Consider the following 14,841-nt stretch of genomic DNA (forward strand, 5'->3'; position numbering starts at 1 on the left):
AGAAGAAAAATGGCTTTCAGCCCAGACCGGATCAGCGCGGCCAGCTATCAATGGCATAGCGGATGAATAACGCTGCGCACCACCGCATTCATCGCGCTGCGCGCCAGCCGCCTGCGGGCAACACCCATGGCCTGGCCTGCGCGCTGCCCGCCGCGCTGATCGGCTGGGTGGCGGGCACGGCGCTGCAGCTGCAGCAGACGGATCTGTGGGCTTCGGCGGTGTACCTGGGGCTGGGCACACTGGGCGCCTGCTTGGGCGTGGGCAGCTGGTGGCTACTGAGACGGCGGGGCCTGCATGCGGCTTGGGCCGGCTGCCTGGCCACGGCTTTGGCCGCCGCGCTGATGGCGTTGGCCCAGACGGGCTGGCGCGCCGCGCAGCTCCCGGCCATCGCCCCCGTACTGGAGGGGCAAGACTTGCAGATCGTCGGTGTGGTGTCCCGCATGCCGCAGGTGGGCGAACTCGGCTTGCGCTTCTTCTTTGACGTGGAGCACGCCACGCAGGACGGCCAGCCCGTGGCGCTGCCCGGGCGACTGCTGATCAGCTGGTACCGCGCGGACGAGGGCTTTCGCGGCGGCGCCGACGAAGCCGCGCCGCGCACGCCCGCGTCGCCGCTGCCCGATCTGCATGCGGGCGACCGTTGGCAGATCACGGTGCGGCTGAAGGCTGCGCACGGCAACTTCAACCCGCATGGGTTTGACTACGAACTGTGGCTGTGGGAGCAGGGCGTGCGCGCCACCGGCTACGTACGCGCGGGCCCGCACGACTCAGCGCCCGTGCGGCTGGCCGCCCGCCAGGGCCACGCCGTCGAACGCCTGCGCCAAACCGTGCGCGACCGCATCCTGGCCACCGCCGCGCCCTCGGCCGACCCCGCTGCCCAGCGGCGCACCGCCGTGGTGGCCGCGCTGCTCACGGGCGACCAGGCGGCCATCGAGCGGGCCGATTGGGATTTGTTTCGCACCACCGGCGTGGCGCATTTGATGAGCATTTCCGGCCTGCACATCACCATGTTCGCCTGGCTGGCCACGGCCGTGGTGGGCTGGCTGTGGCGGCGCAGCGCGCGCTGGGGCTGGCCGCCGCGCCTCAACCCCAGCCTGCGCTGGCCCGCGCCGCACGCGGCGCTGGTGGGTGGCGTGGCGCTGGCCACGGCTTACGCGCTGTTCAGCGGCTGGGGCGTTCCTGCGCAGCGCACGGTGCTGATGCTGGCCACGCTGGCGGCGCTGCGCCTGGTGGGCGTGCGCTGGCCGTGGTGGCTGACGTGGCTGCTGGCCTGCGCGCTGGTGCTGGCGTTCGACCCGTGGGCCTGGCTGCAGGCAGGCTTCTGGCTCAGCTTTGTCGCCGTCGGGGTGCTTTTTGCTACCGATTCAGGAGCTGCCAGCGTAGTTGCAACGGGCGCTGGAGGCAGGTTGAAGGCTTTACTGCGCGAACAATGGGTGGTGACCCTGGCGCTGACCCCGCTCACGCTGCTGCTGTTCGGGCAGGCCTCGGCCGTCGGGCTGCTGGCCAACCTGCTGGCGATCCCGTGGGTGACGGCGGTGGTCACGCCGCTGGCGGTGCTGGGCGCGCTGTGGGCACCGCTGTGGCAGGCGGCCGCCTGGGCCCTGTGGCCCCTGATCGCCTTTCTGCAATGGCTGGCAGCCTGGCCCGGCGCCAGCGTGGCGGTGGCGCAGGCGCCGTTGGTGGTGGCCGTGGCGGCGGTGCTGGGCGGGGCGCTGCTGGCCATGCCCTGGCCCTTGTCGTGGCGGCTGGCCGGTGTGCCGCTGCTGGCGCCCCTGCTGCTGTGGCAGCCCGCGCGCCCGGTGCCGGGGCAGTTCGAGCTGCTGGCCGCCGACGTGGGGCAGGGCAACGCCGTGCTGGTGCGCACCGCCACGCACACGCTGGTTTACGACAGCGGGCCGCACTATTCGCTGGACAGCGACGCGGGCGACCGCGTGCTGGTGCCCCTGCTGCGCGCGCTGGGCGAGCGGGTGGACACGGTGGTGCTCAGCCACCGCGACAGCGACCACACGGGCGGCGCCCCGGCGCTGCTGGCCAGCCAGCCGGGTGCGGCGCTCCTGTCGTCGATCGAGGCATCGCACCCCTTGCAAACGCAGCGGCCCGCGCTGCGCTGCCTGGCGGGGCAGTTCTGGGAATGGGACGGCGTGCGCTTCGAGGTGCTGCACCCCACGCCCGCGGTGTACCAGGGCACGGGGGTGAAGCCGAATGCGCTGAGCTGCGTGCTGCACATCCGCGCCGCGACCCAGGCCGACGGCCGCAACAGCAGCGCGCTGCTGGCGGGCGACATCGAGGCGGCGCAAGAGCAGGCTTTGGTGCACGACCATGGTGCGGCGCTGCGCGCAGACCTTCTTTTGGTGCCCCACCACGGCAGCCGCACGTCGTCGTCGCCGGTGTTTCTGGATGCCGTGGCGCCGCGCGTGGCCTGGGTGCAGGCCGGCTATCGCAACCGATTTGGCCACCCCGTCCCAGCGGTGATGTCGCGCTACACCGAACGCGCCACGGCGGTGAGCGATTCGCCTCATTGTGGTGCGATGCACTGGAACAGTGCGAAGCCGGGCGCGACAGTGTGCGAACGTACGCTGCGCCGCCGTTACTGGCAGCACATGCCGCCATGACGTGGCCTCCATGATGCGGCTCGGCGCGCGTCAGCAAGAGTTGGCGCCCTTCTTGCTATCCTGTCTGTCACACGCCTACAACAGCGAACTGGCATTAGCAGCAGGAGATCAGGGATGCACCCATTCGATGAAATGTATGAAGCGCTGGCTACACACACGGCGCTGCCCGAGGCCTACGCTTCTTCCGCGGTGCGATCGCACTACCGCACCTACGCCACCTGGCTGGCCGGGCAGAGCGACGAGCAGATGCGCGCCCGCCGAGAAGAGGCAGAGGTCATCTTTCGCCGCGTGGGCATCACCTTCGCCGTGTACGGCGCCAAGGACGAGGACGGCTCTGGCACCGAACGGCTTATCCCCTTCGACCTGATCCCGCGCATCGTCCCTGCTGCGGAATGGGACCATCTGGAGCGGGGCCTGGCCCAGCGCGTGACGGCGCTCAACCGCTTCATCCACGACGTCTACCACGACCAGGACATCCTGCGTGCCGGCATCATCCCGGCCGAGCAGGTGCTGAACAACGCCCAATACCGCAAGGTGATGCAGGGCGTGGACGTGCCCAACAACATCTATTCGCACATTTCGGGCGTGGACGTGGTGCGCGCCGGCCAGGCCGACGGCACGGGCGACTACTTCGTGCTGGAAGACAACCTGCGCGTGCCCAGCGGCGTCAGCTACATGCTGGAAGACCGCAAGATGATGATGCGGCTGTTCCCAGCCCTGTTTGCCCGCCACCAGGTGGCGCCGGTGGCGCATTACCCCGACTTGCTGCTGGAAACCCTGCGCGACAGCGGGCCCGGTGGCTCGGCCAACCCCACGGTGGTGGTGCTGACCCCCGGCATGTACAACAGCGCCTACTTTGAACACGCCTTCCTGGCCCAGCAAATGGGCGTGGAGCTGGTCGAAGGGCAAGACCTTTTCGTGCGCGACGACTTCGTCTACATGCGCACCACCCGCGGGCCGCAGCGCGTGGACGTCATCTACCGCCGCGTGGACGACGACTTCCTGGACCCGGAAGTGTTCCGCAGCGATTCGTCCCTCGGCTGCGCGGGCCTGATGCGCGCCTACCGCGCCGGCAACGTGACCATCTGCAACGGCGTGGGCACCGGCGTGGCGGACGACAAATCCATCTACCCGTACGTGCCCAAGATGATCGAGTTCTACCTGGGCGAAAAGCCCATCCTGAACAACGTGCCCACCTACATGTGCCGTGATCCGAAGGACTTGCAGTACGTGCTGGCGCACCTCAAAGAGCTGGTCGTCAAGGAAGTGCATGGCGCCGGCGGCTACGGCATGCTGGTCGGCCCGGCCGCCAGCGCCGCCGAGGTCGAGGCCTTCCGCGCCGCGCTGCTGGCCAACCCCAGCGGCTACATCGCGCAGCCCACGCTCAGCCTGTCGAGCTGCCCCACCTACGTGGATGCGGGCATCGCCCCGCGCCACATCGATCTGCGTCCGTTCGTGCTGTCCGGCAAGGAAGTGCAGATGGTGCCCGGCGGGCTGACGCGCGTGGCGCTGCAGCAGGGCTCGCTGGTGGTCAACTCATCGCAAGGTGGTGGCACCAAGGACACCTGGGTTCTGGAAGCTTGAGGGAGACAACGAGATGCTGAGCCGAACCGCCGATCACCTGTTCTGGATGTCGCGCTACACCGAAAGGGCAGAGAACACCGCACGTTTGCTCAACGTGCACTACGAAACCTCGCTGCTGCCGCAGTCGGCCGCCGTGTCCGAATACGGCTGGGTGGGCATCCTGTCACTCAGCGAACTGCTGCCGACCTACACCGCGCGCTATGGCGAAGTCACCGCCCAGGGCGTCATGAACTTCATGGTGCTGGACGAAGACAACCCAGCCTCCATCATGACCTGCCTGAAAGCGGCGCGTGAGAACGCCCGCGCCGTGCGTGGCACCCTGACCACCGAGGTGTGGGAAACGCTGAACCAGACCTGGCTGGAAATCGTGCGCATGCGCCGCGCGGGCGAGTTCGAGCGCGATGCCGGCGAGTTCTTTGAGTGGGTCAAGTTCCGTTCGCACCTGTCGCGCGGGGTGACGCTGGGCACCATGCTGCAGGACGAATCGTTCCACTTCCTGCGCCTGGGCACCTTCCTGGAGCGGGCCGACAACACCGCGCGCCTGCTGGACGTGAAGTTCCACGCCGTCGAAAGCGACTTCTTCGGCACCGCCAGCGAGCGCGACCTGGAATACGACTTCTACCACTGGGCCGCCATCCTGCGCAGCGTGAGCGCTTTCGAGGTCTACCGCAAGGTGTACCGCGACGTGGTCGAGCCCGAGCGCGTGGCCGAGCTGCTGATCCTGCGGCACGACATGCCGCGCTCGCTGCACCACTGCATCTCGGAAGTGGTGGGCAACCTGCGGCTGGTGGGCGCCGACCCGCAAGGCCCCACCATGCGCCACGCAGGCCGCCTGCGGGCCGACCTGCGCTTTGGCGACATCGACGAAATCCTGGCCACCGGGCTGCACGCTTTCCTGACGCAGTTTTTGGATCGGGTCAACCAGCTGGGCGCGCACGTCAGTAAGGATTTTCTGGTGCCTGAAACGTAAGTATTCCTGGGCCGGCGCCCGTTCCGCCGGTGTGGCGCTTCGGGACGGAGGTTGCCAGGTACCCAGGGCTATTGGGGCCATACGGCCGGCGTGCGGATGGTCAGCCAAATCGTGCATTGCGATCCTGCCGCGCATCCGCGGCAGCGCGGCGCCGTAGCTTGGACGCGCTATTGACGCGTGCCGTGGGTGACCAGATACTCGTTTGCGTTGAATCAACCGGGGGGCGCCGTGCCGCAGCAGTTCAATCAGTTCGAGTGGGTGATCGTTGAGCAAGCTCAAACGGGTACTTATTGGGCAGGTTTGCACTCAACGTTCGTGGTGCGTACCGCGCCTGTCGCGACATGGGCGCACACCCAGTTGTCGACCTTTCGGGTGTACGACAAAGAGCCGACCTTTGTCGATATCTCCTTTCGCAGCTACACCTATCTGGATGAGCATGGTGTGCAGCGCACGCAAAATCTGGAGAGGCCCCAGAACTACTGGAACCTGACCAACCTGATCAGCAATGACCGCATGGTCGAGTTCACGGTGCAGCACCGGGCGCGTGGTGTGGGCGCACGCGGGCTGGTGGTATCGGAATGGTGGTCGGAACCGGAGTCGAACCTACGGCCGTTCAACTTCAGGCGCGATCCCAAGTCCATCAAGCGGACCGATCCCCCCGCGCAAACCCATCTGGTGGCGCTGATCGATCCGCAGTCCGGCTTGGTGGTGGCGCGGCACTCGGAGGTGGTGTTGGACGGTGGGCGCGAGTCGACGGTAGACGAGGCGGTGGAGCTGGCGCGCCGGCACCTGCGCGACTCCGTTCGCCTGCAGCTGGAAGACCTTCCGGACGAAAAATCAAAGGCCGCGTTGCAGCGCTGTGAGGCGGAGCGGCTGGACGTTCTGGTCTCCCAGTCGGCCGAAGATATCGCTCAGCCCTGGTGGGAGAAGCGCCGCGCCACGTCCGCTGGATAGCGCGGCGCGCGTGTTCAGCCCTATTTGCCCAGCGCCCGCGCTACCTCGTCGCCCAGGTCGATCACCGACATGGCGTAGTAGCTGCTCCAGTTGTAGCGGGTGATGACGTAGAAGTTGTCGGTGCCGGCGATGTACTGCGGCTCGTTGCCGGGCACGCTGGGGTCGCCGTTCTGCAGCTCGACCAAGGCCAGCTTGCCGAAGTGGCTGGCGCCGCCGTTCAGGGGCATGGCGCCCTTGGCGATGAAGCTTTCCGGGCTGAACGAAGGCAGGATGTCGGGGGCGAGCAGGGTGTCCATCTGCGCGTCGGGTGACAGGCGCACCGGGTAGTACGTCGGCATGCCGGGTTGCCAGCCGAAAGCGCGGAAATAGTTGGCGACCGAGCCGATCACGTCGGCCTCGCTGTTCCACAGGTCAATGCGGCCATCGCCGTCGAAGTCGATCGCGTACTTGACCCAGCTGGAAGGCATGAACTGCGGCAGGCCCATGGCGCCCGCGTAGCTGCCCAGCGGGCTCATCGGGTCCATGCCGGTGCGCTGGCACAGGGTGAGGAACTGCTCCAGCTCGTCCTGAAAGAAAGCCTGCCGCGCTTGCGCACGCGGGTGCTGCGGCGGGAAGTCAAACGTCAGCGTGGCCAGCGCGTCGATCACGCGGAAGTTACCCACGTTGCGGCCGTAAATCGTTTCCACCCCGACGATGCCGACAATGATCTCGGGCGGCACGCCAAACTGCGACTGCGCGCGCGCCAGCGTGGCCTGGTTGCGCTGCCAGAAATCCACACCCGCGCGGATGCGCACTGGGTCGATGAAGCGGCTGCGGTACACGCGCCAGTTCTTGGCGCCGCCACGCGCGGGCGGCAGCATCAGTCGCGGCACGTTGCGCAAAAAGACAGCCTGGCCGATGGCGTTGCGCACCCACAGCGGGTCCAGCCCGCGGCGGGCGGCCAGGTCGTCGGCAAAGCGCATGGCATCGTCGCGCAGCGCGTAAAGCTGGTCGTCTGCCACGCGGGCGCCGCCCCCTGCGCGTTTAGAACGATTTTGGGCGCTGGCGCTTCGTGGACCAGCGCCGGCAGCTATCAAAAAAAGAGTGGATAGGGCCAGGCCGGAGAGGCCGCGCCGGGACAGACTGCGCATGGTGTGGAGCGGATAAATCAGGTGGGCGCCGGCCGTTCGGGGCGCGGCCAGGCCATTTGCTGGAATTCGCGGGCAAGTGTAGCGAGGCTGGCCGCCGCGCCGCCGTTGCCGGCGGGCGCATAGCGCTGGCGTTCCAGCGCCTGCAGCCAGGCGGCCAAGTCAGCGCGCAACTCGGGTGGCAAATCGCTTTCGGCCACGGCGCGCATCAGCTCGCGCGGCGGCGCCTGGGGCGCGGTCGCGATGCCGGCCTGCGCCAGCCGCTGGCGCGCCGTGTGCAGCAAACGCAGCCACGGGTCTTGCTGGCTGCGCTCCCAGCGCGCCCACACCATGCCGCCTACGGCCCCAACGACCAGCAGCCCGGCCAGGATCTTGACCAGGTCTTCCCAGCTGGGGCTGGAGAAGCCCAGCTTCTGCATCAGGTCGAATTGGCTGCTTTGGGTGTAGTTCAGCACCCACTGGTTCCAGCTGTTGTTCACGGCTTCCCAAGTGGCGCGCAGCTGCGCCAGCAAGGTCGGGCTGAGCGTGCCCAGCGCACCGGCCACCACGCCGTCGGGCGCGCGCAGGCGCTGGAACTGGCCCACGCGCCCAGGCGACACAGCGCCGGTTGGGTCCACGCGTACCCAGCCGCGCTCGGCCGTCCAGACCTCTGCCCAGGCGTGCGCGTCGGCGTTGCGCACCGTCCAGTAGCCGTCCACGCCATTCAGCTCGCCGCCCTGAAAGCCCGTGACGATGCGGGCGGGCACGCCGGCGCCGCGCATCAGCACCACGAAGGCGGAGGCGATGTGTTCGCAAAAACCCTCTTTGGTGTCGAACCAGAACTGATCGGCCGTGTTTTGTCCGTAAACGCCCGGCTCCAGCGTGTAGGTGTAGCCGCCGGTGCGCAGGCGCTCCAAGGCGGCGCGCACGTAGGCCATAGCGTCGGCGTCGCCCAGTTGGGTGCGCAGTTGGTCCGCCAAGGCTTGCGTGCGCGGGTTCAGCCCCGGCGGCAGGCGCAGGTATTCGCGCAGATTGGGGCGCGCGCGGCCATCCCAGCCCTTCAGGCCATAGCGGAAGTCCGCGTAGCTTTCGGCGCTGTAGCGCAGCAGGTCGGTGATGGGGCGATAGGTCAGCCACTGCATGTCGGCCGTCATGCGGGCGCGGCGGCCCTCGGGCAATTCGGGCGACTTGGGTGCCACGTCCAGCGTCAGCAGCCACGGCTGTTGGCTGGGCTCGATCGTCATCTGGTAACGGATGGGCGCGCCGCGGACTTGCAGGTCGGCCGGGCCGGGGGCGAATGTGGTGGCCCCCAGGCTTTCGCCACCGGCGTTGGCCGTCCAGTTGCGCCCGTCAAACTGACTGAGCACCGGGCCCCTGAAGTACAGCTGGCTCTGCGGAGGCGGGGCGCCTTCAAACTTCACGCGCAGCGCAACGCGCTCGTCCAGCGCCAGCTGGGCCATGCTGCCCACTTCCATGCGCGACGACAGGCCGCTTTTGCCCGTCAAGGCGTCGCTGGGCAGGCCCCACAGCGGCGCGAAGCGGGGGAAGAAGACGAACAGCGCCAGCATCACCGGCGCGCCGGCCAGCGCCATCTTGCCCGCCATGGCGGCCGATTCGCGCAGGCTGGGCTGGCCCACCGGGCGGTGCGCGTTGACCAGCGCCGTCAGCAGGCCGAGCAGGGCGATCACCATCGCCGCTGCGGTGAGCAGCGACTGTGAATAGAAGAAGTTGGTGAGCATCGCGAAGAAGCCCAGGAAGAAGACCACCAGCGCGTCGCGCCGCGCCCGCAACTCCAGCGTCTTGAGGGCCATCAGCACCACCACCAGCGTCACCCCGGCGTCGCGCCCCAGCAGCGTGCGGTGCGACGCCCAGGTGGCGGCCATGGTGATCAGCAGCAGGCCAGCCAGCCACCAGCGCGAGGGCAGGGGCTTGTTGTTCAGCGCCAGCCAGCCGCGCCACAGCAGCACGCCCGCGGCCAGCGCGACGCACCACATGGGCAGGTTGCCCACCTGCGGCAAGATGACCCAGCCGATGACGACCAGCAGGAAAAGCGTGTCGCGCGTGTCGCGCGGCAGGTGTTGCAGGCGCGCGCGCCAGGACGGGCGCGGCGCCGCAGCGGCGTTGGCGGGGGCGTTCAGCATGTGGCCAGCACCTCCAGGCAGCGCAGGCGGTGGGCGGGGCCGCTGGCGGGCTCGATCTCAACGCCCGGCAGGCGCAGGCCGAAGTCCAGGTCCAGCGCGTCGGCGGCCAGCACCCAGGCGGTGAGGCGCGACAGGCGCGCTTCCACGTCCAGCAAGCCGGCGCGGGCGAAATCCAGCCACAGCTCTTGCCGCTGCATGTGCTGCGTGTCGCGTGAGACCAGTTCGCCCGACTTGGCAAACTTCTTCCACACCACCAGCTTCATCGGGTCGCCGCGCTGGTAGGCGCGCACGCCGTCGAATTCGCCCGTGCTGCGCGCATTGCCCGCCACGCCGGCGCCCGCACGCGGCTCGCCGGGCGGCAGCAGGGGCGGGGTGGGCTCGGGCTTGGGGTATACGAGCACCTGCGCTGCAGGGCGCCACACCGTCCACACGCGAAAGGTGCCCAGCGGAAAGCGCGTTTCCGCGCGCAGCGTGGGCACCGGGTGCAGTCCGCGCCGCGCGGGCTGAAAACTGACTTGCACCGTGCTTTGCCCGCCCGCTGGCACGTCGGCCCAGGACCAGGCGTCGTGGTCGAGCAGCGCCACGCCGATGGCGTAGCGGGGCGTCTTGCGGGCGTTGATCAGCTTCACATCCACCGTGGCCAGCCCGCCGGCAAACAGCGGCTGCGGCGGCTGCAGCTGCAAGGTCAGCCCGCGCAGCGTGTTGTGGCTGACCACCATGCCCGCCGCCGCGCACCCGGCCAGCAGAAAGGTGAGCAGGTAACCCAGGTTCAGCTGGTAGTTGATCGACGCAATCAGCAGCACCAGCAGCGTGGCGGCCAGCATCCAGCCGGCCCGCGTGGGCATGATGTAGACGTTGCGCTGCGTCAGCGCCTGCGTGTCGCGCAGCGGCAGTCGGTTGTGCCACCAGGCGCGCACCCGTTGGCGCGCACGGGCGCGCAGGGCCCACCAAGGCAAGTCGGTTGCTACTGAAGAGATAGCTGCTGGCGCTGGACTGGCTTGCGCTGAGGGCATGAATGGCGTTGTTTTTGGAAAGGCGGCGCGCCGCGGCGGCAAGGGTTAGACGCCCTGGGCGCCACAAGTTCGGCGTGGCGGCGTGGCCGCGCCTGCCTGGCTTGAAATTACTATCAATTGCATAGCTGCCAGCGCTGGTGGCGCAAGCGCTGGCGCCGGTTTCTTGGGGTGAGCAAGCCGCCCATCAGGGCAGGGGCACGGCGTCGATCATGGCGCGCACCTGTTCCACCGCGCCCCGGCCAGCGTCGCTGACGGGCACCATGCGGTGCGCCACGCACTGCGGCAAGATGGCCTGCACGTCGTCCGGCGCCACGTAGTCGCGCCCCGCGATCAGGGCCTGCGCGCGCGCGGCGCGCATCAGCGCGATACCGGCGCGCGGCGACAGGCCTTGCAAAAACCAACGGCCCGAGCGCGTGGCAGAGATCAAATCCTGCACATAGTCCAAGAGCGGCGGCGCCACGTGCACCTGGCCCACGGCATGCTGCAGCGCGGTGAGGTCCTGCACCGACAGCATGGCGGGCAGGGTTTCCAGCATGTCGCGGCGGCCGTGGCCGCTGAGCAGCTCGCGCTCGGCCGCGCGGTCGGGGTAGCCCAGGCTGATGCGCATCAGAAAGCGGTCCAGCTGCGATTCGGGCAGGGCGTAGGTGCCCAGCTGGTCATGCGGGTTTTGCGTGGCGATCACGAAGAACGGCCAGGGCAGTGGGCGCGTTTCGCCTTCCACGGTCACCTGCTTTTCTTCCATGGCCTCCAGCAGCGCGCTTTGCGTCTTGGGGCTGGCGCGGTTGATCTCGTCGGCCAGCAGCACTTGCGCAAACACCGGGCCGGGGTGAAAGACAAAGCGCTCTTGCCCGCGGTCGTACACCGACACGCCGGACAAGTCGCTGGGCATCAGGTCGGCGGTGAACTGCACCCGCGAAAACTGCAGCCCGAAGGTGCGCGCCAGCGCGTGCGCCAAGGTGGTTTTGCCCACGCCGGGCACGTCCTCGATCAACAAATGGCCGCCCGCCAAAAGGCAGGCCACGCCGTCTTGTACCTGGGCCGATTTGCCCACCATCACCGTGTTAAGCTGATCTAAAACGGCCTTGATTTTCTGTGTCACGTCCATGAAAGGAAGGTAACGGATATTCGATGCCGTATTGTGAAACAGGAGACAAGCGTGGGGAAAACCGGGTTTTTCACACATCCCGATTGCCGCAAGCACGAGATGGGCGCGGGGCACCCCGAATGCCCGGAGCGGCTGGACGCGATTGAAGACAGGCTGCTCATCACCGGCGTGGGCGATGCGCTGGAGCGGCGCGAAGCCACCCCCGCCGCCATGGGCGAGCTGCTGCTGGCCCACGGGCGCCGCCACGTGGCCGCGCTGCGCGGCTTGAGCGACATACTGGCCGAGGAAATCGCTGCGGGCGGGCCAGACCATTATTCGCTGGACACCGACACCTCCATGAACCGATTTACCTACCGGGCGGCGCTGCTGTCGGCAGGGGCGGCGATTGACGCGGTGGACGCGGTGATGGCCGGCGAGCTGGAAAATGCCTTCTGCAGCACCCGCCCGCCCGGCCACCACGCCACGCGCAATCAGGCGATGGGTTTCTGTTTTTTCAGCAACGTGGCCGTGGCCGCCAAATACGCGTGCGAGCGCTACGGGCTCAAGCGCGTGGCCATCGTCGACTTTGACGTGCACCACGGCAACGGCACCGAAGACATCGTCGCCGGGGACGAGCGCATCCTGATGGTCAGCTTTTTCCAGCACCCGTTCTACCCGGAAGGGGGCTCCACCCACACCGACGCCAACCTGGTCAACTGCCCGGTACCCGCCTACACCAAGGGCATGGACATCCGCGAACTGATCGAAACAATGTGGATTCCCCGCCTGGAGGCGCACCAGCCTGAGCTGATCCTGGTCAGCGCGGGCTTTGACGCGCATCGCGAGGACGACATGGGCCAGCTGGGCCTGAACGAGCAGGACTACGCCTGGATGACCCTGCGCGTGAAGGACATCGCCCGGCGCTTTGCCAAGGGCCGCATCGTCAGCTGCCTGGAGGGCGGCTACAACCTGAGCGCGCTGGCCCGCAGCGTGGAAGCGCACGTGCGGGTGCTGGCCGATGTCTGACCCAGTCGGGTTGGCAGTCAAATCGGCCTCTGGCGCCCGCGCCACAACCGCTGGCAGCTATTGAAAATATAGTGAATCGGCGCAATGAAGCCGGGCTGGCAGCCGCCAGCCCGGCGGCGTAAAGATACCGGCGCCGGCGGCGCAGAGAGATTTCGGCGACATTTCAGTTCAGCCGCATCCCCAGCGGCTTTCACCCAGCCCATCCGCATGAGCGAGCCTGCCCCCAACACCTATATCCCTGCCACCGCGCCAGTACGCCACGAGCGCGACGCGCGTGGCGTGCACCGCCTGACCCTCGATCAACCCCAAGCCTTCAACGTGCTGAGCGAGGCCGCGCTCACCCAGCTGCAGTGTCACCTGGACGCCATCGCGGCCGATGAAGGCGCCCGCGCCGTGGTCATCGCCGCCGAGGGCAAGGCCTTCAGCGCCGGTCACGACCTCAAGCAGATGAAGGCCAAGCCCGAGCTGGGCTATTACCAGCGCCTGTTTGCGCAATGCACCCGGGTGATGCTGTCTATCCAGCGCCTGCCGGTGCCGGTGATCGCCCGTGTGCAGGGGCTGGCCACGGCCGCTGGCTGCCAACTGGTGGCGCAGTGCGACCTGGCGGTGGCGGTGGATTCGGCCCGCTTTGGCGTCAACGGCATCGACGTGGGCCTGTTTTGCGCCACGCCCAGCGTGCCGCTGGTGCGCAACATCGCTCCCAAGGTGGCGATGGAGATGCTGCTGACCGGCGGCTTCATCAGCGCAGCCGAGGCGCAGGCGCGGGGCCTGGTCAACCACGCCGTGCCGGCCGAGCGGCTGGATGACACAGTGGAGGCGCTGCTGGCCGCCATTCTGGCCAAGCCGCGCCAGGCGGTCGCCATGGGCAAGCAGTTGTTCTATCAGCAGCGCGAACTGGGCGTTGAGGCCGCCTACCAGCTGGCGGGCCAGACCATGGCCTGCAACATGGTGCTGGACGTGGCGCAGGAAGGCGTGCAGGCCTTCATCGACAAACGCGAGCCAACGTGGCGGACGCCCCCTCGCTGAGCGAAGCGGGCGCGCGGCTGTCCCGCAGCGCCGGGCTGCGCATTGACGACTGGCAAGCCTGGGTGGCCGCGGTGACCCAGCCGGCGGTGCTGGCGGACGTGGCTGCGGTGGCGGCGTGTTGCCTGGTGGCCTGGGCTATCGCGTATGTGCTGCGTGCGCGCACGCGAAATGAGGCGCGTTCGTGGGGCATTCTGCTGGGCGACAAAGGCTTTGACGGGGTGCTTTTCCCGGCACTGTGCCTGCTGCTGTCGTGGTCGGCGCGCGAGGCGTTGACGGCCCTGGACGTGCCCACGCCGCTGTTTCGCATTGCGCTGCCCGCGCTGGCGGCGCTGGTGATCATGCGGCTGGGCGTGCGGGTGCTGCGCGCGGCCTTTCCCACGGCCGCGGGCGTGGGCGTGCTGGAGCGCAGCCTGTCCTGGCTGATCTGGCTTGTGGCCGTGCTGTGGATCATCGGCCTGCTGCCCGTGCTGCTGGAAGAGTCGGAAAGCGTGCGCTGGAAGGTGGGCGGCGTGTCGCTCAGCCTGCGCTCGGTGCTGGAAGCGGGGGTGAACGTCGCCGTCACCCTGCTGCTGGCGCTGTGGCTGTCGGCGGCGCTGGAGTCGCGCCTGCTGCGCAACGCCAAGGGCGATCACCTGTCCACCCGCAAGATGATCGCTAACGTGCTTCGCGTGCTGCTGATGTTCGTGGCCGTGCTGGTGTCGCTGTCGGCCGTGGGCATCGACCTGACGGCGCTGTCGGTGCTGGGCGGCGCGATTGGCGTGGGCATCGGCCTGGGCCTGCAAAAGCTTGCGTCCAACTACGTCTCGGGCTTCGTGGTATTGAGCGAACGCGCCATCCGCATCGGTGACGTCATCAAGGTCGACGGTTTTGAAGGGCAGATCACCGACATTCGCGCGCGTTACACGGTGATTCGCGGCTTGAGCGGACGCGAGGCCATCGTGCCCAATGACAGCCTCGTCACGCAGCGCATTGAAAACCTGTCGCTGGCGGACCGGCGCGTATGGCAAACCACGGTGGTTTCGGTGGGTTACGACAGCGACGTGGATCTGGTGCGCAAGTTGTTGCGCGAAGCGGCCTTCAGCGCCCAGCGCGTGCTGCGCCAACCCGGCCCCGAGGCCTACCTGACCGCGTTTGGCGACGACGGCCTGGAGTTCACCGTGGGCTACTGGATGAGCGAGCCCGAGGCGGGGCAGATGGGCTTGCGTTCAGAGATCAACCTGGCCATCCTGGCGGCGCTGCGCGCGAACGGTATCGACATACCCTTTCCGCAGAGGGTGGTGCACCAGGCCGAGGCGCCGGCGCCGCCACCCGCGCCCCCGGCCTGAGTC

The 14,841-nt window shown here is 68.2% G+C and carries 11 protein-coding genes; 7 read left to right on the plus strand and 4 right to left on the minus strand.

Features of this window, described 5'->3' with window-relative positions; genetic code table 11:
- Positions 1 to 62: 62 nt before the first annotated feature.
- From C6570_RS11025 to C6570_RS11040, 4 genes are all read left to right on the plus strand, one after another.
- Positions 63 to 2,609, plus strand: coding sequence for a DNA internalization-related competence protein ComEC/Rec2 (locus C6570_RS11025; protein ID WP_106703247.1), 2,547 nt, complete (start codon positions 63 to 65; stop codon positions 2,607 to 2,609).
- Positions 2,610 to 2,723: 114 nt separating this feature from the next.
- The gene (locus tag C6570_RS11030) at positions 2,724 to 4,193 is read left to right on the plus strand and encodes a circularly permuted type 2 ATP-grasp protein (RefSeq protein ID WP_106703248.1); all 1,470 of its coding nucleotides are present in this window, start codon (positions 2,724 to 2,726) and stop codon (positions 4,191 to 4,193) included.
- A gap of 13 nt (positions 4,194 to 4,206) precedes the next feature.
- Positions 4,207 to 5,163, plus strand: coding sequence for an alpha-E domain-containing protein (locus tag C6570_RS11035; RefSeq protein ID WP_106703249.1), 957 nt, complete (start codon positions 4,207 to 4,209; stop codon positions 5,161 to 5,163).
- A 228-nt stretch (positions 5,164 to 5,391) separates the two neighbouring features.
- The gene (locus C6570_RS11040; RefSeq protein WP_123812252.1) at positions 5,392 to 6,117 is read left to right on the plus strand and encodes a hypothetical protein; all 726 of its coding nucleotides are present in this window, start codon (positions 5,392 to 5,394) and stop codon (positions 6,115 to 6,117) included.
- Positions 6,118 to 6,137: 20 nt separating this feature from the next.
- Here the strand turns inward: C6570_RS11040 and mltB are convergent, their stop codons facing one another.
- From mltB to C6570_RS11060, 4 genes are all read right to left on the minus strand, one after another.
- The gene (gene mltB, locus C6570_RS11045; RefSeq protein WP_106703251.1) at positions 6,138 to 7,247 is read right to left on the minus strand and encodes a lytic murein transglycosylase B; all 1,110 of its coding nucleotides are present in this window, start codon (positions 7,245 to 7,247) and stop codon (positions 6,138 to 6,140) included.
- A gap of 17 nt (positions 7,248 to 7,264) precedes the next feature.
- Positions 7,265 to 9,364 carry a transglutaminase TgpA family protein gene (locus tag C6570_RS11050; RefSeq protein WP_106703252.1) on the minus strand — a complete coding sequence of 700 codons (2,100 nt, stop codon included), beginning with the start codon at positions 9,362 to 9,364 and terminating at the stop codon, positions 7,265 to 7,267.
- On the minus strand, positions 9,358 to 10,377 hold the full coding sequence (locus tag C6570_RS11055; RefSeq protein ID WP_106703253.1) for a DUF58 domain-containing protein: 1,020 nt from the start codon (positions 10,375 to 10,377) through the stop codon (positions 9,358 to 9,360). Before C6570_RS11055 ends, C6570_RS11050 begins: the two co-directional genes overlap by 7 nt.
- A gap of 184 nt (positions 10,378 to 10,561) precedes the next feature.
- The gene (locus tag C6570_RS11060; RefSeq protein ID WP_106703254.1) at positions 10,562 to 11,482 is read right to left on the minus strand and encodes an AAA family ATPase; all 921 of its coding nucleotides are present in this window, start codon (positions 11,480 to 11,482) and stop codon (positions 10,562 to 10,564) included.
- 51 nt (positions 11,483 to 11,533) lie between these two features.
- On the opposite strand from C6570_RS11060, the gene C6570_RS11065 reads away from it, so the two are divergent.
- The 3 genes from C6570_RS11065 to C6570_RS11075 all read left to right on the plus strand — a co-directional run bounded on the left by C6570_RS11065 (position 11,534) and on the right by C6570_RS11075 (position 14,838).
- Positions 11,534 to 12,487, plus strand: a complete 954-nt coding sequence (locus C6570_RS11065; RefSeq protein ID WP_106703255.1) for a histone deacetylase family protein — start codon at positions 11,534 to 11,536, stop codon at positions 12,485 to 12,487.
- 207 nt (positions 12,488 to 12,694) lie between these two features.
- Positions 12,695 to 13,513 carry an enoyl-CoA hydratase gene (locus C6570_RS11070; RefSeq protein WP_106703256.1) on the plus strand — a complete coding sequence of 273 codons (819 nt, stop codon included), beginning with the start codon at positions 12,695 to 12,697 and terminating at the stop codon, positions 13,511 to 13,513.
- The gene (locus tag C6570_RS11075) at positions 13,492 to 14,838 is read left to right on the plus strand and encodes a mechanosensitive ion channel family protein (RefSeq protein WP_245896169.1); all 1,347 of its coding nucleotides are present in this window, start codon (positions 13,492 to 13,494) and stop codon (positions 14,836 to 14,838) included. Before C6570_RS11070 ends, C6570_RS11075 begins: the two co-directional genes overlap by 22 nt.
- The last annotated feature ends 3 nt before the right edge of the window (positions 14,839 to 14,841 follow it).

The organism is Ottowia oryzae, from assembly GCF_003008535.1.
Classification (GTDB): Bacteria; Pseudomonadota; Gammaproteobacteria; order Burkholderiales; family Burkholderiaceae_C; genus Ottowia; species Ottowia oryzae.

Coding starts and splice junctions, on each gene's coding strand:
- C6570_RS11025 (WP_106703247.1), top strand. CDS start 63: ATGAATAACGCTGCGCACCACCGCATTCATCGCGCTGCGCGCCAGCCG.
- C6570_RS11030 (WP_106703248.1), top strand. CDS start 2,724: ATGCACCCATTCGATGAAATGTATGAAGCGCTGGCTACACACACGGCG.
- C6570_RS11035 (WP_106703249.1), top strand. CDS start 4,207: ATGCTGAGCCGAACCGCCGATCACCTGTTCTGGATGTCGCGCTACACC.
- mltB (WP_106703251.1), bottom strand. CDS start 7,247: ATGCGCAGTCTGTCCCGGCGCGGCCTCTCCGGCCTGGCCCTATCCACT.
- C6570_RS11050 (WP_106703252.1), bottom strand. CDS start 9,364: ATGCTGAACGCCCCCGCCAACGCCGCTGCGGCGCCGCGCCCGTCCTGG.
- C6570_RS11055 (WP_106703253.1), bottom strand. CDS start 10,377: ATGCCCTCAGCGCAAGCCAGTCCAGCGCCAGCAGCTATCTCTTCAGTA.
- C6570_RS11060 (WP_106703254.1), bottom strand. CDS start 11,482: ATGGACGTGACACAGAAAATCAAGGCCGTTTTAGATCAGCTTAACACG.
- C6570_RS11070 (WP_106703256.1), top strand. CDS start 12,695: ATGAGCGAGCCTGCCCCCAACACCTATATCCCTGCCACCGCGCCAGTA.